This window comes from Olsenella kribbiana (assembly GCF_036408795.1).
In the GTDB taxonomy this organism is placed as follows: Bacteria; Actinomycetota; Coriobacteriia; order Coriobacteriales; family Atopobiaceae; genus Olsenella_L; species Olsenella_L kribbiana.
Genome location: NZ_JAZGJP010000001.1, coordinates 20,893 through 47,027, shown reverse-complemented (window position 1 = coordinate 47,027; position 26,135 = coordinate 20,893). Strand labels below are relative to the sequence as shown.

General features: G+C 60.7%; 20 protein-coding genes and 1 riboswitch. Of the genes, 8 read left to right on the top strand and 12 right to left on the bottom strand.

What is annotated here, in order from left to right; translation table 11 throughout:
- Positions 1-2,553, bottom strand: a complete 2,553-nt coding sequence (locus VXJ24_RS00190) for an InlB B-repeat-containing protein (RefSeq protein ID WP_330970901.1) — start codon at positions 2,551-2,553, stop codon at positions 1-3.
- Positions 2,554-2,665: 112 nt separating this feature from the next.
- Positions 2,666-2,858: riboswitch (cobalamin riboswitch) on the bottom strand.
- A 215-nt stretch (positions 2,859-3,073) separates the two neighbouring features.
- On the opposite strand from VXJ24_RS00190, the gene VXJ24_RS00185 reads away from it, so the two are divergent.
- On the top strand, positions 3,074-3,550 hold the full coding sequence (locus VXJ24_RS00185) for a hypothetical protein (RefSeq protein ID WP_330970900.1): 477 nt from the start codon (positions 3,074-3,076) through the stop codon (positions 3,548-3,550).
- 63 nt (positions 3,551-3,613) lie between these two features.
- Here VXJ24_RS00185 and lgt read toward each other — a convergent pair whose 3' ends face one another.
- The 4 genes from lgt to tyrS form a co-directional block, all read right to left on the bottom strand.
- A complete protein-coding gene (gene lgt, locus VXJ24_RS00180) occupies positions 3,614-4,456 on the bottom strand; it encodes a prolipoprotein diacylglyceryl transferase (protein ID WP_330970899.1) in 843 nt (280 codons plus the stop codon).
- Between the two features lie 86 nt (positions 4,457-4,542).
- Positions 4,543-4,776, bottom strand: a complete 234-nt coding sequence (locus VXJ24_RS00175) for a NifU family protein (protein ID WP_330970898.1) — start codon at positions 4,774-4,776, stop codon at positions 4,543-4,545.
- 147 nt (positions 4,777-4,923) lie between these two features.
- Entirely contained in the window at positions 4,924-7,434 is a 2,511-nt protein-coding gene (locus VXJ24_RS00170; RefSeq protein ID WP_330970897.1) for a U32 family peptidase, read from the bottom strand.
- Between the two features lie 4 nt (positions 7,435-7,438).
- Positions 7,439-8,656 (bottom strand): tyrosine--tRNA ligase, encoded by a 1,218-nt coding sequence (gene tyrS / locus VXJ24_RS00165; RefSeq protein WP_330970896.1) that lies wholly within the window; start codon positions 8,654-8,656, stop codon positions 7,439-7,441.
- A 275-nt stretch (positions 8,657-8,931) separates the two neighbouring features.
- Between tyrS and VXJ24_RS00160 the strand changes: the two genes are divergently transcribed.
- On the top strand, positions 8,932-11,142 hold the full coding sequence (locus tag VXJ24_RS00160; RefSeq protein ID WP_330970895.1) for a transglycosylase domain-containing protein: 2,211 nt from the start codon (positions 8,932-8,934) through the stop codon (positions 11,140-11,142).
- A 110-nt stretch (positions 11,143-11,252) separates the two neighbouring features.
- Here the strand turns inward: VXJ24_RS00160 and VXJ24_RS00155 are convergent, their stop codons facing one another.
- Positions 11,253-11,690, bottom strand: coding sequence for an arginine repressor (locus VXJ24_RS00155; protein ID WP_330970894.1), 438 nt, complete (start codon positions 11,688-11,690; stop codon positions 11,253-11,255).
- Between the two features lie 460 nt (positions 11,691-12,150).
- Between VXJ24_RS00155 and VXJ24_RS00150 the strand changes: the two genes are divergently transcribed.
- Positions 12,151-13,083 carry a cysteine peptidase family C39 domain-containing protein gene (locus VXJ24_RS00150; RefSeq protein ID WP_330970893.1) on the top strand — a complete coding sequence of 311 codons (933 nt, stop codon included), beginning with the start codon at positions 12,151-12,153 and terminating at the stop codon, positions 13,081-13,083.
- Between the two features lie 143 nt (positions 13,084-13,226).
- Here VXJ24_RS00150 and VXJ24_RS00145 read toward each other — a convergent pair whose 3' ends face one another.
- Positions 13,227-14,951 carry a phospho-sugar mutase gene (locus tag VXJ24_RS00145; protein ID WP_330970892.1) on the bottom strand — a complete coding sequence of 575 codons (1,725 nt, stop codon included), beginning with the start codon at positions 14,949-14,951 and terminating at the stop codon, positions 13,227-13,229.
- A 251-nt stretch (positions 14,952-15,202) separates the two neighbouring features.
- On the opposite strand from VXJ24_RS00145, the gene rlmKL reads away from it, so the two are divergent.
- Positions 15,203-17,725: a bifunctional 23S rRNA (guanine(2069)-N(7))-methyltransferase RlmK/23S rRNA (guanine(2445)-N(2))-methyltransferase RlmL gene (gene rlmKL / locus VXJ24_RS00140; RefSeq protein ID WP_330970891.1), complete on the top strand. Its 2,523-nt coding sequence runs from the start codon at positions 15,203-15,205 to the stop codon at positions 17,723-17,725.
- Positions 17,726-17,807: 82 nt separating this feature from the next.
- Here rlmKL and VXJ24_RS00135 read toward each other — a convergent pair whose 3' ends face one another.
- Positions 17,808-19,310 carry a S10 family peptidase gene (locus VXJ24_RS00135; protein WP_330970890.1) on the bottom strand — a complete coding sequence of 501 codons (1,503 nt, stop codon included), beginning with the start codon at positions 19,308-19,310 and terminating at the stop codon, positions 17,808-17,810.
- 199 nt (positions 19,311-19,509) lie between these two features.
- Here VXJ24_RS00135 and VXJ24_RS00130 point away from each other — a divergent pair, with 199 nt between their 5' ends.
- Entirely contained in the window at positions 19,510-21,765 is a 2,256-nt protein-coding gene (locus VXJ24_RS00130; RefSeq protein WP_330970889.1) for a KUP/HAK/KT family potassium transporter, read from the top strand.
- A 93-nt stretch (positions 21,766-21,858) separates the two neighbouring features.
- On the opposite strand, the gene VXJ24_RS00125 is transcribed toward VXJ24_RS00130, so the two are convergent.
- The 3 genes from VXJ24_RS00125 to VXJ24_RS00115 are packed head-to-tail and all read right to left on the bottom strand — an operon-like array spanning position 21,859 to position 24,553.
- On the bottom strand, positions 21,859-22,692 hold the full coding sequence (locus VXJ24_RS00125) for an HAD family hydrolase (RefSeq protein WP_330970888.1): 834 nt from the start codon (positions 22,690-22,692) through the stop codon (positions 21,859-21,861).
- Complete coding sequence (locus tag VXJ24_RS00120) at positions 22,683-24,242, bottom strand: citrate synthase (protein WP_430623798.1); 1,560 nt, start codon at positions 24,240-24,242, stop codon at positions 22,683-22,685. Before VXJ24_RS00120 ends, VXJ24_RS00125 begins: the two co-directional genes overlap by 10 nt.
- A gap of 14 nt (positions 24,243-24,256) precedes the next feature.
- A complete protein-coding gene (locus tag VXJ24_RS00115) occupies positions 24,257-24,553 on the bottom strand; it encodes an ACT domain-containing protein (RefSeq protein WP_330970887.1) in 297 nt (98 codons plus the stop codon).
- Between the two features lie 167 nt (positions 24,554-24,720).
- Between VXJ24_RS00115 and VXJ24_RS00110 the strand changes: the two genes are divergently transcribed.
- From VXJ24_RS00110 to VXJ24_RS00100, 3 genes are read left to right on the top strand one after another with little or no spacing between them, the layout of a single operon-like run.
- The gene (locus tag VXJ24_RS00110) at positions 24,721-24,978 is read left to right on the top strand and encodes a hypothetical protein (RefSeq protein ID WP_330970886.1); all 258 of its coding nucleotides are present in this window, start codon (positions 24,721-24,723) and stop codon (positions 24,976-24,978) included.
- Positions 24,933-25,157 carry a hypothetical protein gene (locus tag VXJ24_RS00105; protein WP_330970885.1) on the top strand — a complete coding sequence of 75 codons (225 nt, stop codon included), beginning with the start codon at positions 24,933-24,935 and terminating at the stop codon, positions 25,155-25,157. The genes VXJ24_RS00110 and VXJ24_RS00105 overlap by 46 nt, the downstream gene beginning before the upstream one ends.
- The gene (locus tag VXJ24_RS00100) at positions 25,108-25,338 is read left to right on the top strand and encodes a hypothetical protein (protein WP_330970884.1); all 231 of its coding nucleotides are present in this window, start codon (positions 25,108-25,110) and stop codon (positions 25,336-25,338) included. Before VXJ24_RS00105 ends, VXJ24_RS00100 begins: the two co-directional genes overlap by 50 nt.
- Positions 25,339-25,592: 254 nt before the next feature.
- Here VXJ24_RS00100 and VXJ24_RS00095 read toward each other — a convergent pair whose 3' ends face one another.
- Entirely contained in the window at positions 25,593-26,135 is a 543-nt protein-coding gene (locus tag VXJ24_RS00095) for a PTS sugar transporter subunit IIA (protein WP_330970883.1), read from the bottom strand.

Genomic DNA, 26,135 nt, shown 5'->3' with positions numbered 1-26,135 from the left:
CTATCTCTCCTGCTTTCTGCGCCTGAGTGCGAGAAGGGTCAGGAAGAGGCCAAGAGCGAGCAGCGCGATGGGCACCGCAATCTTCCATGTGTCCTGCGCAGCACCGGTCATGTCAGCGCTACCGGCTGCGGCCGCGCTGACATCCTCCGGGCTCCCGGAAGAAGAGCCCCTGCTGGCGGACTGCGCCAGGACAGGTGCCGCTTCATCTGTCATAGTGCTCTCGTCAGCTGTCTGGACTGCAGGCACAGAAGACGGAGCTGCCGGCGTGCGCGCAGGGCGCGTCTTAGGGGCAGCTCCGTCTGCATCCGTTCGCGGAGCGGGCGCCGCTGCATTCTTCGTCCATTTGGCATGAAGCGTCAGCGTCGTGCCGCCTTCGCCTATAAAGGAGGCATCGAAGGACTTCATGCATTCCTTGTCGAGATACCAGCCCGCAAATGTGTAGCCATCACGTGTCGGTTCATCGAGCGAGCCTGCTGCCGTTCCGGCAGCCACCGTCTTGTGCGCCATGCTGCTTCCGCCCTCGGTATCGAAATAGATGGTCCAGATGGCCACATTCTTGAGCGCGAAGAGATAGCCGGAGTCGTTCGTGTAGAAGATGAGGCCCATCTTCGAGGCAATGGGCGATGCGGTGCAGTAGTTCTGGTACGAGCTTTCCGGCGTGAAGATGGTCTGGGCTTCCGACAGGTTGCCATTCCGGTAGCTCGCGAGGAAAAGGCCGCCCGGCGTGCTGTTCGCCGTCACATAGATGGAGAGGCCCGAGCTGCTCTGCGCCACGAGAGGCGTTGCCTGCACGGCACCTGCACCGATCTCGATGGTCTGGGGCACATAGCCCACCTCGCCTACGCGGGCAAGGTCGATGGCAGAAAGGGTGCCAGTATAGGGCCAGCCAGAACCGTTCAGAGAGCCGCCGACGAAGGCGACAGAGCCGGATACGACCGCCGTCGAGGTCGAGCGGTCGGCAAACTTGACGGATGCGGTCTCGGCAATGGTGCCGTTCTGGACGCTCAGAACATGGAGCACGCCATCTGTCGTCACGGCAAGATACTCCGTATCAGACACCTTCGTGATGCTCGCGTGGCTGGCGTTCCCGAGGTTCACAGACGCAATCTCGGATCCATCCGTGCCGCTCAGGAGGTAGGCGTAGCCCTTCTCGTCTGCAATCACGATGTCAGAACCATGGGAGGCGGCACCTGCCCAGTAGTATTCGTCGTTCTCCGTCGTGACCTGCCAGCTCGAGCCGTCCGCGAGGGATGCCGAGACGATGTAGCCCGTGCCATCGAGCGGGTTCATCCAATCGACGACAGAGAACGCGGCAAAGACGCGGCCGTCTGCCACTGTGAGGGACGAGAGCGTCTGCGTCGCGCCGGAAGCCTCGATGCGCGGCGTCTCCCAGACAAGCTTCAAGGAATCGGTGCCTGAAGCATCGTAGAGCGTGTAAGCCATGAGGCGGCCATCATCGACAGGAACGATCAGAAGGCCTTCTGCATAGACCGGACGGCAGAAGAAGCCTGATTTCGTCGAGATCTTCTTCGTTGCCAGGACTTCGCCTGTCGAGGAATCGATGACCTGGAGCGTGCCGGCAGAGACCATATAGAGCTTTCCATCCACGAGCACCGGGTCGGAGGCACCCATGCCGATCTGTACAGGATTCCAGGCAAGGGCCGTGCCTGCAGCCGTGGTCGGCGTCTCAGCCGTGACGGCACCTCCCTGCATGCCCTGATTGAAGCCTGCCCACTCGGCCGTTCCCTCCGTGCGCGTGGCTGAAGCATCAGACACTTCGAGGCTCGGATCGCTCACGACCTTTGCATCCGCAAGAGACGCACCATATGCAGAGTAGTACCAGACGATCTCGGAACCCTCTGCGAGCGTTACCTGGGACATGCCAAGAGCGGATGGCGTACCATCCACGAAGAGCTGCCAATACTTCTTTGTCGCCTTATCAGAGCCATAGGCTTTTCCATCGATAGGCGACGTGATCGTATCCAGGTAGGCACCCCAGGCAGAGGGCTCGATGTCTGCCGTGAGTGTGCCGGCAAATGCCTGCTGTGTGAGGTCCTGAGCAGTCTTTCCGGACGCTATCTTCACCGTCTTCTCGGCAAGCCAGTCGCTGACGTTGCCCGCTGCATCGGGACCGATCACGCGAATCCTGACGGAGATCTCGGCCACATCTGCCCCGGCATCTGCTGCAGGTTCCGTGGTCGTGCCAGAAGCTGCGGCTGAAGCCTGCGTCTTCTGTTCTGAGGAGGCATCGGCATTCTTTCCGGAAGCTGGGCTCTCGTCTGTCGTGACAGACACCTCTGTCGCAGAAGAGGTTCCGTTCTCCTTGCTGTCCCCATCCTTTGCCGAAAGAGAGGAGGCCTGCGACGCCGCAGTGCCCGAGCCGGCCACATAAGCTTCCTGTGCGGGTGCAGCCTGGGCAGTCTCCTGCAGGTTTCCGCCCACCCCGTCCGCAGCGAACGCCGGCTTTGGCAGCTGGCACCAGGCAAGCGAGAGGCTGAGCACGAATGCCAGCACGCGCCGTGCATATCCTGGATTTTCTGGCCGATGCTTCATCGAGCCCTTCCTTTCCTCCCCGGAAAGCGGGCTGCCAGACGCCGAGAGGGCGACAGGCCACGCCTGCTGCCCCATCTGTTCCGGCCAGCCTCCCCCTTTGCCCAGGACGCTTCGGACCTTAGGATGGAGGGCAGGTCTCCTGGCTTGGGGGCTGGCAATGCCTTCCTGGACCCCTTCTCAGGCCGAAGCCCAATGGGATATGCGTCCAGGCATTCCCCTATACAGTAGTGGCGGCTGTCCCGGATTCTGACCGGGTTCCCTTTTGATCGCTCCAAGGGAGCGAACCTCTCCATCCGACAGTGTCTCTATGTTGTTCGGCAGTATCTTGCTGCCTTCTGACTTCAGTCTAGCAAGCATCTGGCTGAATGGCAGCGCAAAACGCATGGAAGCGCTCGGAGCTTTTCGTCCTCCTTCTCCTCTCCCCTGTTTCCTGGCACCGTCCACACACAAGGGGAACTCCGTACACAAGCCAAGCTGCTAGGCTCTCTCTTGTAGGTCACGCCGTCCAGGGAGGCACCTCATGCTCTATGTCGGAAACTTCAGCTACAACGACGAGCTCGACGAGGCACACAACTACTGCCTCATGCCCTGCATCGTGAAGGCAGCCGACGCCGATGAAGCGCTCGAGAATTTCGCAAACCATTTCGAGGACATCCGCCAGAATTCGGACCTGCTCGAAGGAGCGACGGAAATCTATCTCGACTCCCTCATTGAGCTTGCAGAGGAGCCGGAAGAGCCGCTCGTCACGCAGTGGCAGAAGATCGTGCCGACGCGCGAAGGCCTCTGCTCGCTCGTGAGCGCAACGCCTCTCGCAGAAGGAGACGAAGCCATCTCCTACGATATGAGAAGCGAACCTGCCGACGAAGACGACGCCGATGAGGACGACGAGGATGCAGAGGACACAGCGATCGAGGATGCACGCGAGATTTTCGGCTTCACGGGCGACGATATCGAGCTCGAGGGATACGACGAGGAGCCGTTCATCGTCTTCGAATAGAGAAGAAGAGCGATATATATGAGGAAGGCCAGGCACCAAGCCTGGCCTTCCTTCATTCTGGCGCTATTTCGTGTGCGCCGGTGCCTTCTTGAGGTAGCCGACCTGCGGCAGCTGATACTTGTGGGCAAAGGCAAGGATAACGAGGCCGATGATGAAGATCGGGATCGAGAGACACTGCCCCATCGTGAGCCAGTTCGTGCCGAGGAGATAGCCGAGCTGTGCATCCGGAAGACGCACGAACTCAATCAGGAAGCGGAAGACGCCGTAAAGCGTGAGGAACGTGCCGATGAACGTGCCCTGGGGGCGGGGCGGCTTCTTCCTCGAGAGCGCAAAGAGGACGACGAAGATCACAAGTCCTTCGAGGATGGCTTCATAGAGCTGCGACGGGTGCCTGTAGACGTTGCCGCCCGTCTCGAACATGACGCCCCAGGGAAGATCGGTCGGCTTGCCCCAGAGCTCACCGTTCACGAAGTTCGCGCAGCGGCCGAAGAAGAGGCCCAGAGGCGCGCCGCAGACAGCCATGTCTGCAACTGAGAGCGTCGAGATATGGAGATGGCGGCAGACGAGCCAGCCACCGACAATGGCGCCACAGAGCCCGCCATGGAAGCTCATGCCGCCCTCATTGAAGGCCAGGATCGAGGCAGGATGCGCAAGATAGTAGCCAGCCCCATAGAACAGGATATAGAAGAGGCGGGCACCGATGATGACACCGAAGGCGACGCCAATCACGATCGAGAGCAGGTCGTCTTCCACGATATCGAGCTCCCAGCGCCTGTTCAGGCTCCTAATCACGAGATAGGCGCAGATGAAGCCTGCGAGATACGCGATGCCGTACCACCTGATGGCAATAGGGCCGATCTGGATGGCTATCGGATTCAGATGCTGATAGATCTCATTGAGCCACATGGGCGCTCCTCGGTGCTTTCTGCCTTACAAGAAGCAGCAGCCGAAGGGACGCTCCGGCTGCTGCTCTCACTTCTTCTATCGAAATCCTACATCATCGACTGCACGCGGGTCACGCCCGGGACGTGCTCCTTCAGGATGCGCTCGATGCCCATCGACATGTCGTAGCTCGAGAGCGGGCAGCCTGCGCATGCGCCCTGCATCTCGAGGGAGACAACGCCGTCGTCGTCCACATCGACAAGCTCCACGTCGCCGCCATCTGCCTGAAGGCTCTGACGGATCACGTCGATCGTCGCAGCCAGAAGTTCCTTGTCTACAGCCATAATCCTAAGCTTCCTTTCACCGCGGCTCGTCGCCGCTGGGGACCCTCTCCCCTGTCGGTTTTTCGCTGGACTGATAATACCCCTATTGAACTAGCAATTGCACATCTTCGGAAGAGTGTCACAAAATGCTACCCTTCCGAGGGTATATCAGCCGATTCCGACGAAGAGATGGCCAGACGTCGCACCCTGGAGGCGCGGAGCTGCCTTCCTGTCCTCGCGTCCTGCCGCCACGGCACGCTTCACGCGCTCGACCGCAAACGACACTTCCTGCGGGGTCAGAAGCGTCCCATCTGCCATGAAGCGGGTGACGCCTGCTGCCATGAGATCGGGAATCTGCGGCGTTGCATCGAGCGGATGCGACGCATAGAGATGGCTTCTGCCCTCGAGGTCCGTGCGCACCGGCAGAAGCGCTCCGTCGATATCGCGCAGCGAGAAGCGGCGCTGGCGGAGCTGGCACTTCGCGCAGTTATGGATGCACTTCCCCGCTGCCTGGAGGATGCAGTGCTCGCTTGTCATCGCCCTCGTCCTGCCATAGACGGAAAGACCCAGAGGGACCGAGGTCGTCTCCGCAAGCGCCACGATCTCTTCGAGCGTGAGCTCAGGCGAGAGCCAGATGCCTTCTGCCCCTGCCTCTTCGAGCGCGACAAGCGCCGACTCGTTGTGGACCGGTATGAGCTGGCGGATCTCAGGAAGAGCCCCGCGCTCATGTGCCAGCACGAGCTCGCTCATGTTGCCGCAGGCGACACGCCTGCCCGGCACGACAAAGGGATCGAGCCTCTCATGGTCGATCTCGCGGCACACCTCATCGAGGAACGGCACCGTGCTCTCAGGCCAGGTGCCCTGGGAGAGCGCATCAGGCGTTGCATAGACGATGTCGGCGCCGGCAGAAAGTGCAGCCTCCGCTGCCTCAGGCGTCGTCACGAGCGCCGATATTTCAGGCTCTGGCGCCTTCCAGGAAAGCGGGTCCTGGATTCCGGCGGCCTTCCTGACCTCGCGGAGCGTGTCCTTGATCCTCCACGCAGGAGGAACAGGAGCTGTCTTCTCTTCACGCTCGATGTAGGGAGCAAGGATCTTCTCTTCGAGGAGATGGCAGGCATCCTGCCGCACCGCATGCACGGCGGAGAAGCCCATGCCGCAGTCGTCATCGATCTCGCAGGTCCAGGAGGTGGGCTCGAAAGGCGTCTGCCCCATGCGCAGGACATGCGACTTCAGGTCCTCTTCCGTGACTGCCTTCGTGCGTGCCGGCTCGACCGTGAAGCCTTCAGCGGTCGCAGAGACGCCATCTTCGGTCTCGATCGTGACCGTGAAGGGCTCGCCGATCCTGGCCTTCGCAGAGACGCTCACCGGACGCTTGCGTGCGCATTCGAGGTGCGCTGCCCGCTGGGCCTCTTCCATGGCCTGCTTCGAGCGGATGACACGCACGGCAGAGCCCGTCTCCATGGGGCGGGTCGTCCTGACCGTGATGCGTTCCTGCGCGTCCGCGTCATGCTCGGCCGTCGCTGTCAGGAACTGCGAGGGATCCGTGAGCGGACGGATCTCGAGGAGGTCTCCCTCGAAGACCGGTTCGGCCAGGGCGATCTCGGTCTCCGCCTGGGTGACGTGGCGGTTGCGGCGCCTGCCGCCATTCCCGCCCCCACGGCGCACGAGCGTATCCTCGAGGCGCCTCGACGAGACAACCTCGCCGACAAGCTCGCCACGGTTGTTCGACCGCTCGTAGCTCATCATCTCGTTGCCGGACTCGCCCCGAAGATAGGCATCGGTAAAGCCCCTGTTGAAGGAGCGCAGGAGCCTCCTCATGCGGGCATGCTCGGTCTCTGTCGAAGGCTTCACGCCGGCATACGCATCGTCGAGCTCGGCCCTATAGGAAGAGATGACGGAATAGACATAGTCGGGAGCCTTCATGCGGCCCTCGACCTTGAGCGATCCGACTCCTGCCTCCATGAGGGAGGACAGGTCGGAGATCGTGCAGTAGTCCTTCGGGCAGAGCGCGCGGTCGGCACCCTTCATCTGCGAGACCGTGCCATCCTCGTCGACGAGGTCATAGGGCAGGCGGCACGGCTGTGCGCACATGCCGCGGTTGGCAGACCTGCCGCCTGAGAGGCTCGAGAGCATGCAGACGCCCGAGTAGCAGAAGCAGAGCGCGCCATGGCCGAAGGCCTCGATCTCGACGCCTTCGTCTGCGATGCGGGAAAGCTCAGGCAAGGAGAGCTCGCGCGAGATCGTGACGCGGGCAATGCCCAGTTCGCGGATCCAGGCGACCGCACGCGCATCATGGATGTTTGCCTGCGTCGAGACATGGACCTCGATCTCAGGCCAGATGCGCCTGACCTCTGCCATGAGGCCCCAGTCCTGGATGATGAAGGCATCGGCGCCAAGGCACCAGGCACGCCTGATCACGGAGAGCACCTTCGGCATCTCAGCTGTGCGGATCACGATGTTCACGGTCACATAGACGCGGACGCCGGCAAGATGCGCTGCCTTGCAGGCGGCGGCAAAGCTCTCGTCGTCGAAGTTCGTCGCATTGCGGCGGGCATTGAAGTCATTTCCGAAGCCGCAGTAGATGGCATCGGCACCTGCAGCCAGGGCTGCCGCAAACGGCTCGGGGCCGCCTGCGGGAGCCAGAAGCTCGAGGGAGCGCTTGTTGTTCCTGTTCTGCATGTGCCTACGCAAGCCTCGCCCAGCGCTTCTTGCCAGACTGCAGGACGCAGGGCTGAGAGAAGAGCGCAGGATCGACGTTGTAGCTCTTGGGAGCGACGGGCTTGCCGTCGATCTTGACGGAGCCGCCGTCGATGAGGCGACGTGCCTCGCCCGTGGACTTCGCGATGTTCACATCGACGAGGAGCTTTGCAAGATAGACCTTGCCCTCGTCGTTCACGGAAGCCAGGGAAAGCGGGAACTCCGGGATGTCTTCAGGCACCTCATTCCTCTTGAACTGGGCATCGAAGGCGGCCTCTGCCGCCTGGCCTGCGCCCTCGCCGTGATAGAGGTCGCAGATGTTTCTGGCGAGTGCACGCTTCATCTGGTACGGGTCTGCCGTGCCGTCCTTGAAGGCCTCGTCGATCTTGTCGACCTCGGAGACCGGCAGCGTGGAGCAGAGACGGAAGTACATCGGCACAAGCTCGTCCTTGATGGACATGAGCTTGCCGTACATATCGTCTGCCTCGTCCGTGAGGCCCACGTAGTTTCCATAGGACTTCGACATCTTCTTCGTGCCGTCAAGACCCACGAGAAGCGGCATCGTGAGGGCGACCTGCGGCTCCATGCCCATGTCGCGCATGAGGTCACGGCCGGCGAGCAGGTTGAAGATCTGGTCGTTTCCGCCCATCTCGAGGTCCGCCTTCACCATCACGGAATCGTAGGCCTGAAGGACCGGATAGATGAACTCATGCAGGGCGATGGACTGGCCATTCGTGTAGCGGTTGTGGAAGTCCTCGCGCTCGAGGATGCGGGCGACATTGAACTTGCTCATGAGGCCAAGCATCGTGCCGAGGTTCATCGGCTTGATCCAGTCGCCGTTGTGCACGATCTCCGTCTTGTCGGGGTCCAGGATCTTCATGGCCTGCTCGACGTAGGTCTGGGCATTGGCCTCGACCTGCTCCTCCGTGAGAGGAGGACGGGTGGAGTCGCGGCCGGAGGGGTCGCCGATGAGGGCCGTGCCATTGCCGATGATGAGGGTCACGTGGTGTCCGAGGTCCTGGAACTGGCGCATCTTGCGCAGCGGCACCGCATGTCCGAGGTGCAGGTCCGGGCTCGTCGGATCGACGCCGAGCTTGATGTTCAGGGGCACACCACGCTCGAGCTTCTTCTTGAGCTCGTCCATCGGCACGATCTGCATCGTGCCGGACGTGATGACCTTGAGCTGTTCGTCTACAGGCAGCATATGTTCTCCTTCTCGAGGCGCGAGCCGAAAGGCCGCATCGCCGCATTTCAGTCAAATAGCTAGTGTAACGCAGATAGATAGCGAGCGGCACCGCAACCCCCCGCTTCCACACGAGCGAACAGAACATCTTCGGGCAGCCTTTCAGCTGCTTGCGCTATAAATCCTCATCTTCCAGAAAAGCATTGATTGCATGGAGCGGCTTGCCAAGTCTTTTCATTCTGGCGGGAGTGGCTCCCCTGACTCTATAATGTCCGTATCTATGAAAGGGGAAATTCATGGGCATTCGCACCAGACGCGCTCACAAGCATGCCAAGACCCATGCCGTCGCGTTCACGATCGTCGGCATCTTCGGCTTCATAGCGATGCTTGCAATCGCGCTCACCATGTCGGTGAACTCTCTTGTGGACTCGTGGCTCCAGGACCTGCCGGACTATACGTCGACAGACGCCTACCTGGCAGCAGAGCCGACGGAGGTCTATGACTCGGATGGCAACGTGATAGCAGAGTTCTATATGCAGAACCGCCGCTCCATCACGATCGACCAGGTGTCCCCGTATGTCCTCAAGGGCACGGTCGACACGGAGGACGTCCGCTTCTACCAGCATAACGGCGTCGACCCGCAGGGCATTGTCCGCGCCATCGTCGTGCAGCTCGGCGGCGGCTCCGAGGGCGCTTCCACGATCACGCAGCAGCTCGTGCGCAACACGGTGCTCTCCGACGAGCAGTTCGACTACACGATCAAGCGCAAGGTCCGCGAGGCCTATATCGCCATCCAGATGGAGAAGATGTACACGAAGGACCAGATCCTCATGATGTACCTCAACACCATCTACTACGGCCATGGCGCATACGGCATCCAGGCTGCCTCGATCACGTACTTCAACAAGAATGCTTCCGACCTGACGCTTGCCGAGGCAGCGACGCTCTCCGGCCTCCCGCAGTCGCCTTCCGCCTACGATCCGTTCACGAACCCCGAAGCAGCGACAGAGCGCAGGAACACCGTTCTCGACCGCATGCTCTCTGCAGGCGACATCACGCAGGAAGAGCATGACGAGGCGGTGGCAGAGCCGCTGACGCTCAACGAGGGCACAAGCGTGCTTGATGAGGGCGGCACCTATCCGTACTGGACGGACTACATCAAGTCCATCCTGTCCGAGGACTTCGATACCGACACGATCTTCAAGGGCGGCCTCAAGGTCTATACGACGCTCGACTCCGCGATGCAGGAAGCGGCCCAGACGGCTGTCGCGAACCAGCTCAACTCCATCGGCGACTCCAGCCTCGATTCCGCCATGGTCGCAATCGATCCTTCGACCGGCTACATCAAGGCCATGGTCGGCGGCAGCGACTACAACGAGGACCAGTACAATGTCGCCGCCTACGGCCTCAGGCAGCCAGGCTCCTCGTTCAAGACGTTCACGCTCATCACAGCCCTCGAGCAGGGCATGAGCCCGACCGTCATCCTCAACTGCTCGAGCCCGCTTCAGGTCACGTCGACCTGGCGTGTCGAGAACTACTACAACAACAATTACGGCATCATCACGCTTGCCCGCGCTACGGAGCTTTCCTCCAACACCGGCTATGCGCAGGTCGCCCTCGTCGTCGGCGCTGACAACATCGTCTCGACGGCCAAGAAGATGGGCATCGATGCCGACCTGTCCGCTGTTCCTTCGATCACCCTCGGATCTTCGGGCGTGCCTCCCCTGCAGATGGCAGAGGCCTACGCCACGATCGCTTCCGGCGGCATCCACCGCGATCCTGTCGCAATCACGAAGATCGAGGACAGGAACGGCAATACCGTCTACGAGCATGAGGACTCTGGCGAGCAGGTCGTCGACACGAGCGTGACCTACGCCGCAACGCAGGTCCTCGAGGGCGTCGTGAAGAGCGGCACCGCCGCAAGCTCGCTCTCCAGGATCACGATCAACCAGCCGGTTGCTGGCAAGACCGGTACCACCGAGAACAACCGCGACCTCTGGATGGTCGGCTTCACGCCGCAGCTCTCCGTCGCTGTCTGGACCGGCTACCGCAACGATAACGGCCAGGGCGTCACGGTCCACGGCGCTGCCGGTATCCCAGGCACGACCTCCTGCCCGATCTTCGTGAACTTCCTGAACGCCGCGCTTGCAGGCGTGTCACGCGAGGAATTCCCGGAGGCTGCAGCACCTACCTACAAGGCGAATTCGAGCTGGACCTTCGTCGGCACCTCTTCGGGCTACAACAGCGGCTCGAGATCCTCTGCTTCGAGCAGCTCCAGCACGTCCTCGAGCAACTCTTCGAGCTCCACATCGACGAACACGACGGCTACGACGAAGACCGAGACTTCCTCGACGGAGACCTCGTCCACCGAGACGAACAGCTCCGCAGGCTCCGGTACCGGCGGCTCTGGCACGGGTGGCAATGGCGGAACGGGCACGGAGTCCGGCACGTCGAACTCCGGCACCGCAGGCGAGAGCACGAGCGGAACCACATCAACGAATGGCTAGACCAGAAAGGCCCGCGCAAGCGAGCCTTTCTCCTATCTCTGCCTCTTTTGAGAAGAAGAGCGGGATGACAGAAGCCATCCCGCTCTTCCCATATATCTCTGTACTCTTCCCTATTTGTGGGGCGAGCGAAGCTTGTTCAGGATATCTACGAAGCTCTGTGCGTCTTCATCTGTCGTAGATATCACGAGCACCGTATCGTTGCCGGCTACCGAGCCAATGGCCTCAGGCAGCTGCGCCGCGTCGATAGCAGCAGCCACACCTGGAGCTGTCCCCGGCTGCGACTTCACGACGACGAGGTTGTGGGCACGCTCGATCTCGGTCACGAACTCTGAGACCATGCGCTGCAGGTGCAGGTCCTCTGCGAGAACATAGATGCCTTCAGGAAGCTTCCTGAGCCCCATATCTGCGATATCTCTCGAAACGGTGGCCTGGGTGCAGGTGAAGCCGGCATTCTGGAGCTCCTGCACGAGAGCACGCTGCGTGCCGATGGACTTGCTGCGAACTATCTCGCGCACAGCATCCTGTCTGTTGCTGCGTCTTTTCACCATGATGCCTCCCACGCTGGCATGTATTCTGCATTTTGCTTACGAGTTATGCAGCGTCGATAACAACTTTCGTAATCATCATACTAGTCTAATGCGCTGCAAGTACCGCAATATCCTCAATGTTCTGAACGGTAGATACGGCTCTACGAATAGACGCTCACAAAAGCGCTGCTGCATATGCATGCAAGGTAGCCTATCATAAGAAATTGTACGAACAGGTGCCGGCTCATGGAGACCCGGGCCGGATACGGATATTGGCATAAAGGATCGAAGCATGTCATCTACACGAGACAGAGATCGTCGCACGCAGGGATCGAGGTGCCAAGGCCGTCCCTCAGGCCGCAGCGGCTCCCAGCGCGTACAGAGCAGAAGCCTCAACGGAGTCGGCAGCCATGATACCGGCTATACGCTGCATCACCCGAACTATAGCGGGCGGTCTGGCCAGCAGGTCAGGCGTCTGCGCATGCGGGGAAAGAGGAGCCCTCGCTCGCTTGCGCTCCTGATTGTCGTTGCCTGCGTCGCGCTCCTTGCAATCTTCGGCATCAGCTCCTGCGTCTCGAGCTGCGTCGCGACACGCAATGCCCAGAAGGAGGAGCAGGAGACGGCCGAGACGAATCCCGTCGACTCCCGCGTCGCCTACGGGGCAGACGACAAGATTTCGCAGGAGCTTTCGAGCGCCCTCGACAATGCAGACAAGCTGAAGGATATCGCGGCAAACGCGACCGCCTACTCCGATGACCGCATCATCGAGCTTGCGCTGCGCGAACCCACGGCCATCGACTTCGTCCAGCAGCTGCCGACCGCCTCGAAGGAGACGAGCGCCTATACCGGCACGGTCGTGAAGGGCACCTATCCTGAGCTCTATGACTGGGATACGAACTGGGCCTTCATGGACTATGGTTCGCTTCCTCTTGGCCTTACCGGCTCTGGCCCTACGAGCCTGGCAATGGCATACATGGGGCTCACAGGCAAGAACGACAAGTCCCCTGCCGATATGGCACAGCTTGCAATCAATGGCGGCTATGCGACAGGCGCTTCCGGCACCTCCGCAGACTTCTTCATGTCCGCTGCCTCCTCGCTTGGCCTCAAGGTCACGAAGATCGATGCGACCGAGAACGATATCGCCGAGAACCTTACGGCCAGCACGCCTATCCTCGTGGAGCTCCAGGCGGGTACCGTCGGCGACGAATCCCACTGGGCGCTCCTCGTCTCCTACAACCGCGATACCTCGGTCACGCTCTATGACCCGACCTCGACCTCTGCCTCCGCCCACAGCTGGGATGCCGGCACAATTGCGGACTCCTCGACGACACTCTATGTACTCGAAGCAGCCGACTCAGCAGACAGCTCCACGTCTTCGACGGCTGCAACGACCACGACTACATCGAATCAGTAGGGGGCAACAGAGATATCCGCGTACACGGAGGGAGCCATCCGGCTCCCCCCTTTGTTATGTCACGGATTGCATCTGAAGCATAAGAAAGGAGCCGGCCCTGATGTACAGGACCGGCTCCAGTCATGAAGCTTGTCGTGCAAGACTTACTTCAGAATGCTCTCTGCAGCCTCCTGGAGCTTTGCACGAACGGCCTCTGCCTCTTCGCGCGTAGCGCCCTTTGCGAACAGGTAGGCCTTGACCTTCGGCTCTGTGCCGGACGGACGGAAGATGATCTTGTTGTCGTCCTCGAGGCGGAACTCGATAACGTTGGCAGCAGGAAGCTTCTGCGCCGGCTCCTTCTGGAGACCGGAGACACGCGGCATCTCTGCGCACTTCTCGTAGTCCGTCATGCCGGTGACCTTGTAGCCAGCGACCTCGGTGAGCGGCTTCTCGCGCAGGCCGCTCATGATCTCTGCCATGCGTGCAGCGCCTGCCTCGCCCGGGAAGGAGGCATTGACAGTGCCGTTCAGGTAGTAGCCATACTTCTTGTAGAGCTCTTCCATTGCCTCATAGAGGTCCATGTTGCGCGCTGCATAGTAGGCTGCCATCTCGACGCACATCTCGACGGCGACGATAGCATCCTTGTCGCGGGCATGGGTGCCGACGAGGTAGCCATAGGACTCCTCGAAGCCCATGAGGAAGCGGTCCTCTTCGCCCTCGTCCTTGAGCTGGTCAATCTGGTCGCCGATGTACTTGAAGCCAGTGAGGACACGGCGCATCTCGAAGCCGTGATCGCGGGCAAGGGCATCAGGCATGACAGAGGAGACGATCGTGGAGACAGCGACCTTTCGCTTCGGATCCTCGCCACGCTCCTCGGCCATCTTGATGAGCCAGTCCATCAGAAGGACGCCCATCTCATTGCCGGTCAGGAGCTTGTACTCGCCGTTGTGCGGAATGGCAGTGCCCATGCGGTCTGCATCCGGATCGGTTGCGACAACAAGGTTCGGCTTGACCTTCTCCGCGAGGTTGAGAGCCAGCTGCAGTGCCTCGCGGAACTCCGGGTTCGGATACTTGCAGGTCGGGAAGTTGCCATCAGGCTGTGCCTGCTCAGGCACGACCGTCACGTTCTCGACGCCGATCTCCTTGAGGATGCGGGTCACGCACTCCATGCCGGTGCCATTGAGCGGCGTGTAGACGACAGAATAGGAAGGATCTGCCTTGAAGCCCGGAATGGAGACCTTCTTGACAGCTGCGATGTAGTTGTCGAGGACCTCCTCAGGCGTCCACTCGATGAGGCCCTGTTTGAGGCCTTCCTCGAAGTCCATCATCTTGACAGCACCAAACATCGGGGTCTTCGCAATGGAAGCAGAGATCTCGTCTGCTGCCTCGTTTGCAATCTGGCCGCCATTGTCGTTGTAGACCTTGTAGCCATTGTACTGGGCAGGGTTGTGCGAAGCAGTCAGGACGATGCCGGCAGAGGTGTGGAGATAGCGGACAGCGAACGACAGCGTCGGCACCGGCTCGATGCGCGGATACACATAGACATGGATACCGTTGGCAGCAAGGACACCAGCAGCGACCTTCTGGAAATCCTCGCCCTTGAGACGGGAGTCACGGGCGAGCGCGAGCGTCGGGTGATCGTAGTGAGCGTTGAGGTAGTCCGCGACACCCTGCGTTGCCTGTGCGACGACGTAGACGTTCATGCGGTTCGTGCCGACACCGAGCGTGCCACGAAGGCCTGCAGTGCCAAACTCGAGATTGCGGTAGAAGGCATCGTTCAGCTGGTCTTCGTTGCCAGAAGCGATGAGGGACTCAAGCTCCTCCTTGAGATCCGGCTCGGTCACATTCTTGCGCCACAGATCGACTTTAGCCTGTACTTCAGCTTCCATGTACATCCTCCTCGATACCAAAAAGAGCAGAGACGGTCGGAACTTACTGCATTCTGAACCACGCTACTTTTATACCGCTAGTTGCCGTAAAGTTGATAATCAATTCCCCATCTGAGCAGATATGCCATCCAGATGGAGTCAGCAGCCCGCCTCGTGGGAAAGGCATGCAGAAGCAGGGAATCTGCGTCCTGCCAGCTACAATGGCAGAAGGCGCATAAGCGCCCCTTACTTTACGGGCGAAAGGTGACCCGATGGAATTCTATGCAACCTGTCCCGCCGGCTTCGAGAAGCTTCTGGCCCATGAGCTCTCCTCTCTCGGCATCTCATCCGTACGCCCCCTGAAGGGCCAGACCGCATTCGAGGGGACCTTGGAGGATGGCTATAGGGCCTGCCTCTGGTCCTCGCTTGCCTCCCGCATCGTCCTTGTGCTTGGCCGCTTCGATGCCAAGACCTCCGACGAGCTCTATGAAGGGGCAGCGGCACTTCCCTGGGAAGACCATATCGCTGCCACCTCGACGATTGAGATCGAGGCACACGGCACGAACGATGCCCTCAGGAACACCCAGTTCGTGGCTCTGCGCACGAAGGATGCAATCTCCGACCGCCTGCTCCAGAAGCGCGGCATCCGTCCTGCCACCGATACCACGAATCCCGATATCCGCATTGCCACCCGCCTCGGCAAGTCCCGCGCCTCGATCGGCATCGATCTTTCAGGAGAGCCGCTCTTCCGCCGCGGCTATGCCGCAAGGAAATCATCCCGCTCTCCCCTGCCGCCGCTCAGGCCCGACTATGCAGCAGCACTCCTCGAGCAGGCCCGCTGGTATGCAGATGTCCGCCACGGCGAGCCGGAAGCGCTCGTGGTCTATAGCGGAGCAGGAACCATAGCCACAGAGGCAGCGTCCCAGGCGCTTGACCGGGCTCCTGGCCTTCTGCGTCCCTCCTGGGGCTTCACCGGCTGGCTTGGGCACGCTGAAGGCACATGGACAAAGCTCTCGGATGAGGCACAGGAGCGTGCTGCAGCAGGCGCCGATAGCAGGCTCTCCCTCATCTGCGCCGATACGAGGACAGGTGCCGAATCGTCGCTTCGCCAGATGCTTCGCCAGGCTGGCATGGGCGAGGTGGAACCCCGCTTCTTCGATATGCGCCGCTCGGCAGAAGACCTCTCCGCAGCCGTGGGGACGCTTTCCCATCCCACAGCCCTCGTCGACCTTTCATGGCTCCGCGAAGGGGCGCTTCCTGAAGAGGCAGAGGCGCTCTCGCTCATTGCAGAGACGGCAGCGGCACTCCCCTCTGGCACGAAGGCAGCATCCTTGGCACCCGGCCCCTCGCTTGCAAGCGTGCTCGGCACAGCCCCTGAGGAGAGCGCCACAGTCCTTCAGGGCAGCCAGACAGAGCAGCTCTCGAGCTGGAACATCGAAGAAGCGCCAGAGCGCCCTCTGGCAGAGGCAGCCGGCCAGAAGATCTCTGTGCTCCTTTCTGCCTCCGACCAGTTCGCAAAGAGGCTCCAGAAGGTCGCAAAGCTCCGTGCCAAGTGGGCCAAGCGCGAGGGCATCTCGAGCTACAGGGTCTATGACCAGGACCTGCCGGACTACGCTGTCGCAATCGAGCTCTTCGAGGGTGCAGGCACGCCTGAGCGCTGGCTCCAGATCGCCGAATATTCGGCACCCAAGGATATCGATCCCGAGCTTGCCCATGAGCGGCTGCTCGATGTGCTCACGATTGCACCCCGGGTCATGAAGGTCGCACCCGACCATGTCTATCTCAAGGTCCGCACCCGTGCGAAGGGCGGATCTCAGTACGCAGACGAAGGCACAGCCCCCGAGCCGAAAGCAGGAAGGCGCAAGGACGGACGTCCTCTCCTGCCTCAGGGTGCCCACCTTATCGAAGAGGGCGGCCTTGTCTTCGAGGTCAGCTTCGAGGGACGCCTCGACTGCGGCATCTTCCTCGACCACCGCGACACCCGTGCCCTCATCCGCGAGCTTGCAAAGAAGACGAAGGGCTCGAAGCGCTTCCTCAATCTCTTTGCCTATACGGGAACGGCGACCTGCTATGCCGCAGATGGCGGCATGTACCATACGACGACCGTGGACATGTCGAAGCCATCGCTCGAATGGGCCAGGCGCAACATGGAGCGCAATGGCTTCTCCGGCCCCGACCATGAGTATGTCCAGACAGATGTCCTCTCCTGGGTGCAGCAGGAGCGCCACACAAGAGACCGCTGGGACCTCATCTTCTGCGATGTGCCGACCTTCTCGAACTCGTCGCGCATGCATGCCTCCTGGGACGTACAGAGGGACCATGCAGAGCTCCTGATCGGCGTCTCGAGGCTCCTCACCCGTGACGGCGTCTGCGTCTTCTCCTGCAACCTCAGGAGCTTCAAGCCCGATACGGAAAAGCTCAGCAAAGCAGGCGTCGAGATCGAAGACATCACGGCCCAGACCATCCCCGAGGACTTTGCACGGAATCCGAAGATCCACCACTGCTACCTCGTGAAGAGGACGCCGCGTCCTGAAGGCGAAGCCAGCACGCCCGAGCACAGAAGTGCTCCTCGTCCCCGTGGCGCCTCCTCTGCACATGCCCCCGCCCGCAAGGGCCCGCGTCCTTCTGGCACCCGCTCCACGGGCAGCCGCCCAGGAAACGCCCGCACCGGAGGGCATGGACCGAGGAAGCCCGGTTCCGGACAGGGGCACCCCGGCAATGGACGTCCGAACAGGGGACATGGTCCTGCAGGTACCGGTCCTGCCCACAGGAGCCCCTACTCTGCCCGCTATTAGCGAGACAGCATAGACAGCAAAGAGGCAGTGCCGGCTGCGACTGCAGCGGCACTGCCTCTCTCTTGCTGCTCTGGTCCAGAGCCTACTTCTTTGCGTAGAAGGCACGCATGTCCTCGAAGAGCGCCTCGAGCGTCGGCACATCGACATAGGCCATGTGTCCGCAGCCATAGCGGTGGAACTCGACACGCTCCTTCAGGTCTTCCGGCAGATAGAGGCAGGAGACGTCGTGGACCGTGTTCCAGTACGTCGTTGCCGCATCGTAGCGGCCACCGAGGAAGGCGACCTTCATGTGCGGGTTGCGCTTCAGGGCAACGGCAATGTCGTAGGAGACATTCGGTGCATGGACGGTCTCCATCGTGCCCGGCTCGGCGTGATCCCAGTTCCAGCTCGTGCCGACGCCCTCATAGTTGCTGTTGAGATAGACGGCAGGATTGCGGTAGCCAAGCGTCTGGGAGAGGAAGCGCCTGAATGCCGTGACCCAGCTCGACTCCACCGCATCATCTGCTGCATCCTCGCCGGCAAACCACTCGGCGCTGTCCTGCGAGGCAAGAGGGGCAGGCGAGCTGAAGCGCATATCGAGCCTGCCGCAGACCTTGCCCTCGTCGGCGATGATGGAGCGCCTGAACTCGTCGAGGCCGATCCTCAGGTGCGCACGCTGGATCTGCTCGGCCGGAAGGCCGATGAAGCCGCTCATCTGGGAAGCGACCTCTGCCTCCTTCTCAGATCCGAGCCTGTCGCCCTTGAGGAGTGCCGGTGCGAGCACATCCTCGTTCCATGCCATGGCCTGATCGAACCAGGTGTCGACATCCGTATCCTGTCCGGCCTTGCCGAAGTACTGGGCCGTCGCCGCATAGGTCGGCATCATGCCAAGATAGTAGAGATCCTCGCCCGGCTGCGTCTGCACCCAGTCGAAGATCGAGGAGAGCATCGTGACGCCGGCGACCTTCACATCGTGCTCGCCGAGCACGCGCATGAGGACCGAGTTGCGCACAGTGCCATAGGACTCGCCGAAGAGATAGACCGGGCTTCCCCAGCGGGCATGGGAGTCGAGCCACTCCATGATGGCACGGCAGAACGCATCGGCATCGCCGTCGATACCGAAGAGCTTCTTCGGGTCGGCATCCTCGGCGACCGCAGAGAAGCCGGTGCCCGGTGCGTCGAGGAAGACGAGGTCGGAAAGCCTGAGCAGGCTCCACGGGTTCTGCTCTGCCTCAATCGGATAGGACAGATGCTCGACGCCGTCTGTCGCGACACGGAAAGGTCCCATGCCGCCGAAGTCGACCGGCACGGAAGCACATCCTGGGCCGCCGTTGTAGCAGAACGTGACCGGGCGCTTCTCATCCTGCTTGCCATCCTCGAGCTTCACGAACGTGAGCGAGAACATCTTTGCAAGCACGCGGCCGTCATTTGTATAGACCGGAAGGTGCGCTGCCGTGGCTTCGTAGTCAAAGGACTCCCCTCCTGCCTCATAGTGCAGAACCTTCGATGCAGGCTCGGGCACGCCGAGCCTCTCAGGTGCGGCAAAGCCGATATACAGATTCGAACCCTTGTGCGCCGTCTCCGACGCCTTTTCCTCTTCTGCCATAGCGTTCCTTTCTTTGGATAGAGCAGCCCAATCTATACCGTAAATGCAAGTATTTATACGCTTTTGCCGCTAGCAGACTGTTATCAGCCGCATCTAGGCATGTCAGGGCCGCTATCGTATATCACGTGTACAATATCACATTTGTAGGATTCGTCATTTCTGTCTGAGTCTCAAGCATCCGACAGTTTGGAGTATCTGCATGAGTACGAAATCTGGTGCAGCCGCGCGCACGCCGCAGAAGAGATCGTCGAGCACGATTCCTCTGTCCATGGGCATGATCCTGGTCACGCTCGGCGTCGTCTACGGCGACATCGGCACATCGCCGATGTACACGATCAAGGCCATCATCTCCGGCAACGGCGGTCTGGCCACGATCGACGACGATGTGATCATCGGCGCTCTGTCCCTCATCATCTGGACGATCACCCTGATCACGACTGTCAAGTATGTCCTCATCGCAATGAAGGCGGACAACAAGGGCGAGGGCGGCATCTTCGCGCTCTACAGCCTCGTGCGCCGCTGCGCGAAGTGGCTCATCATCCCCGCCATGATCGGCGGCGCTGCCCTTCTGGCAGATGGCATCCTGACACCTGCCGTCACGGTCACGACCGCTATCGAGGGACTCAGGACCATCGAGCTTGGACGCCAGCTCATAGGCGACAACCAGCATATCGTGGTCGGCATCACGATCATCATCCTCTGCATCCTGTTCGTGATCCAGCGTGCCGGCACCTCGAGCATCGGCAAGCTGTTCGGCCCGGTCATGACGATATGGTTCTTGTTCCTCGGCTTCACGGGCCTTCTCAACATGGGTGCAGACCTGAACGTCCTGCGCGCCCTGAACCCGCTCCGCGCGGTCACATTCCTGTTCTCGAACAAGAACGCTGCAGGCATGATGGTCCTGGGCAACGTCTTCCTCTGCACGACCGGCGCCGAGGCCCTCTACTCCGATATGGGACACGTCGGCAAGGCGAACATCTATGCTTCCTGGCCATTCGTGAAGTGCTGCCTGATCTTGAACTACCTTGGCCAGGGTGCCTGGGTCCTTGCAAACAGGACCGACCCGACGCTTCTTGCTATGACGGACATGAACCCGTTCTTCGAGATGCTTCCTGAGGTCTGGCGCCCCTTCGCCGTCATCCTTTCGACCTTTGCCGCCATCATCGCCTCCCAGGCGCTCATCACCGGCTCCTACTCCATCGTCTCCGAGGCAATCAGGCTGAACCTCCTGCCGCACATGAAGATCACCTATCCTTCCGAGACGAAGGGCCAGCTCTACATTCCTCTGGTCAACAACATCATGTGGGTCGCCTGCATCTTCGTCGTACTGCTCTTCCAGACCTCTTCGCACATGGAAGCAGCCTACGGCCTGGCAATTACCTTGACGATGCTCATGACAACGATCCTGCTGTACACGTACCTGTCGCAGATGTGCCACAAGCGTGTCGGCGCGGTCGTCTTCCTCGTGTTCTTCGGTGTCCTCGAGTCCACATTCTTCTTCTCGAGCCTGACGAAGTTCATGCATGGCGGCTACTTCACCGTGCTCATGGCAACGCTCATCTTCCTTGTCATGTTCATCTGGCGCCGTGGCACCGCCATCGAGCGCACGCAGTCCGTCTACCTTCCCGTCAAGGACTACATCGGCCAGCTTGCAGAGCTCAGGGACGACCCCGCCTACAACTACACGGCAGACAACCTCGTGTTCCTGACGAACGACTCCTCGCCTGACAAGCTCGACCGCGACATCCTCTACTCGATCCTCGACAAGCGCCCGAAGCGTGCCCGTGCCTACTGGTTCCTGAACGTCACGGTCACAGACGAGCCGAACACGCTCGAGTACTCTGTCAACAGCTTCGGCACCGACTTCATCTTCAAGGTCCAGCTGCGCCTCGGCTTCCGCGTGAACCAGCGTGTCAATGCGTTCCTGCGCCAGATCGTCGGCGACCTTGTCCAGAACCATGAGCTCGCAAAGCAGGACCACCACTACTCGATCTACAAGAATCCGGGTGCTGTGGGAGACTTCCGCTTCTGCATCCTGCACAAGGCACTTGCCCCTGAGACCGCACTTTCCGGCAGCGACTATCACGTCATGATGATGAAGTACGCAATCAGGCACGTCTGCGGCTCGCCTGCCCGCTGGTATGGCCTCGAGACCTCGTCCATCATCTACGAGTACGTGCCGCTGTTCACGCGTGCGAAGGCTGCTCCGACCCTGAAGCGCATCGCACCTCCTGATACGACGGGCACTGCCCCGAAGATGGCAAAGATCGACGAGGACGACGAGGACATCTTCTCCGACTCCGTCGCAGACGAGACGTCGAACATGGCAGCAATCACCGAAGAGGCTGTCATCGGCGGCGACACGGCCGTCTTCCGTCCGCTCTCCGACGAGGATATCGAAGAGGAAGAAGAGACCGAGAACGCAGGGAACGCAGAGACTGCAGACAAGAAATAGCTGCTCTCAGAGAACGACGAAGCAGGGGCTGGCATGTGCCAGCCCCTGCTTTTTCCTGGCTCCGCTATAGGATGCCTGCCTGTTGCCGCTGCTCTATCCGAGAAGCTTCTCCATCGCACGTGCAACGCCGTCCTCGTCGTTCGAGGGCGCCACGGCGTCCGCTGATGCCTTCGTCTCCGGCACGGCATTTGCCATAGCCACACCCACTCCTGCAGCGGCCAGAAGCGGTGCATCGTTGAGTCCGTCTCCGAAGGCGACGGAGGACGAGACAGGGATGCCGAGATGGCTGCAGAGCCATATGAGGGCAGCTCCCTTGTTCACCGAAGCATCCATGACCTCTATGTCATGAGGTACGGAGTTCGTCCAAGCAAGCGTCGGGTCTGCTGCGACAGCGGCAATGACCGCGTCTCTTCCCTCTTCCGTCTTCCAGAAGAGGGTCACACGCTCCACGTCCTCGCCTCGCCCAGAAAGCCAGGCGAGCGTCTCTCCAGGGGTCCTCTCCGTCGGCGTACGGCAGCCTTTCACAGACTTCAGGGTCTGTTCATCGATGCCGTAGCTGTCGAGCCTCTCGTACGCTCTGCGCTCGGACCATATCTTGCCGCCCGCAAAGATATCGAAAGAGACATCGAGCCCCTTGACACGCTTCCAGAGCGCCAGTGCACGGTCTCGTCCCATATAGCTCTGGAAGAGCTTGCGATCTGTCTTGGACTCGGAGATGGCAGCACCATTCGAGCACACCGCATAGTGGCAGCACGGGAGCTCCAAGAGCTCTTTGGGAAGACCTGAAAGTACCCTGCCGGAGCAGGGCACGAATTCTATTCCTCGCGAGGTCAAATTCTCGAGCATCTGTCTTGTAGCACAGGAGAGCTTCTTGTCGTAGGTCAGAAGCGTTCCGTCGAGGTCCGAGAAGACAATCCTTATGCCCAAATGCGTGACACCTTCGCACGCTCGTCGATCGGCACATACTCGTTTTCCGGCATGTAGGAGTTGTAGGCAGGACGGATGATCCTGCTCGAGCCATAGAGCTCCTCCATGCGATGCGAGGCCCAGCCTGCCATGCGGGCAATAGCGAAGATCGGCGTATACATCTCCTGGGGGATGCCAAGCATCGAGTAGACGAAGCCCGTATAGAGGTCGATGTTTGCGCAGATCGGCTTCTTCGTGCCTTTCACGTCGCGCATGACCTGAGGTCCGAGCTTCTCGATACGCTCGATCAGGTCGAGCCGCTCTTCCTGGCCCTTGTTCTTCGCAAGCTTCCTTGCGTAGCGCTTCACGAGCTGTGCACGCGGGTCGGAAAGCGTATAGACGGCATGTCCCAGGCCGTAGATAAGACCGGACTTGTCGAAGGCCTGGCCCTCGACGATGCGGGCAAGGTAGGCCGCAAGCTCATCATCGTCGTCCCACTTCTCCACGTGGGCGGCGATATCGTCGATCATCTGGCCGACCTTGAAGTTCGCGCCGCCGTGCTTCGGCCCCTTGAGCGAGCCCATGGCTGCCGCATAGGCAGAGTAGGCATCGGTGCCGGAACTGGAGAGGACACGGCAAGAGAACGTCGAGTTATTGCCGCCGCCGTGCTCAGCATGGAGCATGAGCATGACATCGAGCATCATGGCTTCCTCGTGCGTGAAGCCCTCATCGCCGCGCAGGATATCGAGGACCGTCTCTGCCATCGAGAATCCAGGCTCAGCTGCTGGCACGACGAGACACTCGTTGTTCTTGGCGGCACGGTCTGCTGCCTGGGCGATGGCTGCGATGCGCGGAAGACGGCCGAGCATCGAGAGTGCCACATCCACCTCATGCGTCGGCGACGTATTGTCCGGCGTCGGGTCGAAGGCATAGAGCAGAAGGATCGAGCGGGCCATCACATTCATGATGGAATGGGAGCTCGTACGGCGCGGGAAGACGCCGAGGAAGTCTGTCGGGAACTCGCGCCTCGAATCGATGCGGGCCTTGAAGTCGGCCAGCTGGTCGCGGGTCGGAAGAGCGCCGGAAATCAGGAGATAGGCAATCTCCTCGTAGCCGAAGCGGTCCTCCTTCTGCGGGTTGTCGACGAGATCGCGGATATGGTAGCCACGGTAGATGAGGTCGCCCTCATCCGGCACGAGCTTGCCGTCCACCATGTTGTAGCCATGGACATTCGAGATCGTCGTGAGTCCTACGAGCACGCCGGAGCCATCGGCATTGCGCAGGCCCCTCTTCACGTCGTATTTCTCGAATAGCTCGTTCGGCACCTCGTCGATAGCACGGAAGCCCACATAGAGCTGGTCGGAGACCGGGGGGCGCCCCAGGCTCACGCTTGGCATCGGATATTTCTCGCCCATGAGGCTCAGAGCCGAGGTCTCGGTCGAATCAAGAATCGCGCCATGCCTATGCTCCTTGCCGGGAACAATCTGTGGCTTGGAAACGGGTACCTCGGGAGCAGATGCCGTGCTTCCGGCACCCGTCTGAGTGTCGGGCTGCTTGTCTTCCTGTGACACGCTGCCTCCTTAGATTAGAGACGATACATGAAGCGGAATACCTCTTCACGCTGCAGTGTGATCTGGACATCGAGCTTCTGCGAAAGGTCCTGCAGCTCTGCCTGGAGCGCCTTGAACGACACGTCGGTGTCCTTCAGGTCCACCAGCATGGTCATCGTGAAGATCCCCTGCAGGATGGTCTGCGAGATATCGAGGATATTGGCATCGTGTTCCGAGAGCACTCCCGTCACGGCTGCAACAATGCCGGATCGGTCGCTGCCGAGCACCGTGATGATGGCGCGGTTCTGAGCATCTTCGTCGCTGTATCCCATGAGCCCTCCTTCGATGGACAGTATGAAGAATTGTATCCAAGGCTATGAGATAGTTTCAGGTCTTTCCCCTATTGTTAACAGGCTGGCGGCATCTGGCAGGACGAATACGCACGAAGGGCGGCTTGTGCCAGAATCAATCTGCAACCATCTCAGGAAGGCAGAGAGCTATGGGGAGAAAAGAAGGGCTCAAATCGTATGCACCGGCAGCCATCGCAGCCATAGGGTGCCTGACGACCGGACCCAACGCAAAGGCCGGAGATGAAGCGCTTGCCCTCGCCGTTGCAGACGGCACCGGAGAGATCCTCTTCGACGAGCTTGTGCGCCCCGAGAGGCGCAAGAGCTGGAAGCAGGCAGAGACGAGGACCCGCATCTCCCCGCCATGGTCGAGGGCAGGAAGACCCCGCGCGAGCAGGCTCCCGAGATAGAGGAGATTCTCTCCTCTGCCCAGCTCATCGTCTTCTACGGAAAGGATGTTCCTGCCTTCCTGAAGAAATCAGGCATCACGCTGCCTCAGGCAAAGACGCTCGACCTTGCCCATGAGTTCTCAGAGGCGCATGGCGCCTATGGACCCGGCAACCGACTCCTGGAAGGCCTGCACGCTTGAAGAGTGCGTCACCTATTTCAGCGGCAAGGCACCAGAGACGACAGCTGCTTCAGAGGCAGAGGCTGCGGCTTTCACCTTCCACAAACTGCTGCGCGATCCCTGGTACGGAAAGCCGCGCACAAAGCCGCTCAAGAGCATAGAGGTGGCAACAGGCAAGACATTCTGGGGACTGCGGCGATGAAGAGGGGCGACTGGCAGGCAAAGATGCCGCGTCCCACACGTCCAAGGAAAAGAGGGCAGTGGAAGACAGAGAGGAGTCGGAGACCGACCGCGAGCTCAGGGAGGCAGAGCGCTCCTGGCTCAAGCCGACACCTGGCAAGTTCGTGATCCTTGCACTCGGAGCCATAGGCTTCACCGTAGCCGGCAAGCCGGAAGGCGCCGCGGTCTGCGCCTTCCTGGCCGTCTTCCTGCGCATTCCAAAGAAGCGCCGCTGGCCTACTTCTCGGCGACCCTCATCAGGAGCTCGCCCGGCTTCACGACGGGGTGCGAGCCGAGCTTCACGGACTCGTCGACCTCGTAGGTGACAGGCCCGAGCTCGTCTGCGTTCGTGACCATAACGACGACGGTGTCCTTGTGGCCGGCATCGAGGATGCGCTGGTCGTCGAAGGCGATGAGCGGATCTCCTGCCTTGACCTCGTCTCCCGCCTGCACGAAGCGGACAAAGCCGCGTCCGTTCATGGATACGGTGCCAATGCCGATGTGCATGAGGACATCGATGCCGTCAGCGGTGGTGATGCCGATAGCATGGTTCGTGACCGTCGTCGCACGGATGCGTCCGGAAATCGGCGCATAGACGATCTCTGCTGCCGGATGAAGGGCTACGCCCTTGCCGAAGAGGCCCATGGTCTCGACCTCGTCCTCGACGATCTCGCCTGAAAGCGGCGCATAGATGGTACGGGGCTGGGCCACAAAGGTCAGCCTCTCCGGTGCCTTCGAAGAGTATTCGGGGTTCGACGCAAAGCGCTCGATGATGTTCAT

Bases quoted from the DNA above. Each gene is read 5' to 3' on its own strand.
- VXJ24_RS00190 (WP_330970901.1), bottom strand. From the start codon at position 2,553: ATGAAGCATCGGCCAGAAAATCCAGGATATGCACGGCGCGTGCTGGCA.
- VXJ24_RS00185 (WP_330970900.1), top strand. From the start codon at position 3,074: ATGCTCTATGTCGGAAACTTCAGCTACAACGACGAGCTCGACGAGGCA.
- lgt (WP_330970899.1), bottom strand. From the start codon at position 4,456: ATGTGGCTCAATGAGATCTATCAGCATCTGAATCCGATAGCCATCCAG.
- VXJ24_RS00175 (WP_330970898.1), bottom strand. From the start codon at position 4,776: ATGGCTGTAGACAAGGAACTTCTGGCTGCGACGATCGACGTGATCCGT.
- VXJ24_RS00170 (WP_330970897.1), bottom strand. From the start codon at position 7,434: ATGCAGAACAGGAACAACAAGCGCTCCCTCGAGCTTCTGGCTCCCGCA.
- tyrS (WP_330970896.1), bottom strand. From the start codon at position 8,656: ATGCTGCCTGTAGACGAACAGCTCAAGGTCATCACGTCCGGCACGATG.
- VXJ24_RS00160 (WP_330970895.1), top strand. From the start codon at position 8,932: ATGGGCATTCGCACCAGACGCGCTCACAAGCATGCCAAGACCCATGCC.
- VXJ24_RS00155 (WP_330970894.1), bottom strand. From the start codon at position 11,690: ATGGTGAAAAGACGCAGCAACAGACAGGATGCTGTGCGCGAGATAGTT.
- VXJ24_RS00150 (WP_330970893.1), top strand. From the start codon at position 12,151: ATGCGGGGAAAGAGGAGCCCTCGCTCGCTTGCGCTCCTGATTGTCGTT.
- VXJ24_RS00145 (WP_330970892.1), bottom strand. From the start codon at position 14,951: ATGGAAGCTGAAGTACAGGCTAAAGTCGATCTGTGGCGCAAGAATGTG.
- rlmKL (WP_330970891.1), top strand. From the start codon at position 15,203: ATGGAATTCTATGCAACCTGTCCCGCCGGCTTCGAGAAGCTTCTGGCC.
- VXJ24_RS00135 (WP_330970890.1), bottom strand. From the start codon at position 19,310: ATGGCAGAAGAGGAAAAGGCGTCGGAGACGGCGCACAAGGGTTCGAAT.
- VXJ24_RS00130 (WP_330970889.1), top strand. From the start codon at position 19,510: ATGAGTACGAAATCTGGTGCAGCCGCGCGCACGCCGCAGAAGAGATCG.
- VXJ24_RS00115 (WP_330970887.1), bottom strand. From the start codon at position 24,553: ATGGGATACAGCGACGAAGATGCTCAGAACCGCGCCATCATCACGGTG.
- VXJ24_RS00110 (WP_330970886.1), top strand. From the start codon at position 24,721: ATGGGGAGAAAAGAAGGGCTCAAATCGTATGCACCGGCAGCCATCGCA.
- VXJ24_RS00105 (WP_330970885.1), top strand. From the start codon at position 24,933: ATGGTCGAGGGCAGGAAGACCCCGCGCGAGCAGGCTCCCGAGATAGAG.
- VXJ24_RS00100 (WP_330970884.1), top strand. From the start codon at position 25,108: ATGGCGCCTATGGACCCGGCAACCGACTCCTGGAAGGCCTGCACGCTT.
- VXJ24_RS00095 (WP_330970883.1), bottom strand. From the start codon at position 26,135: ATGAACATCATCGAGCGCTTTGCGTCGAACCCCGAATACTCTTCGAAG.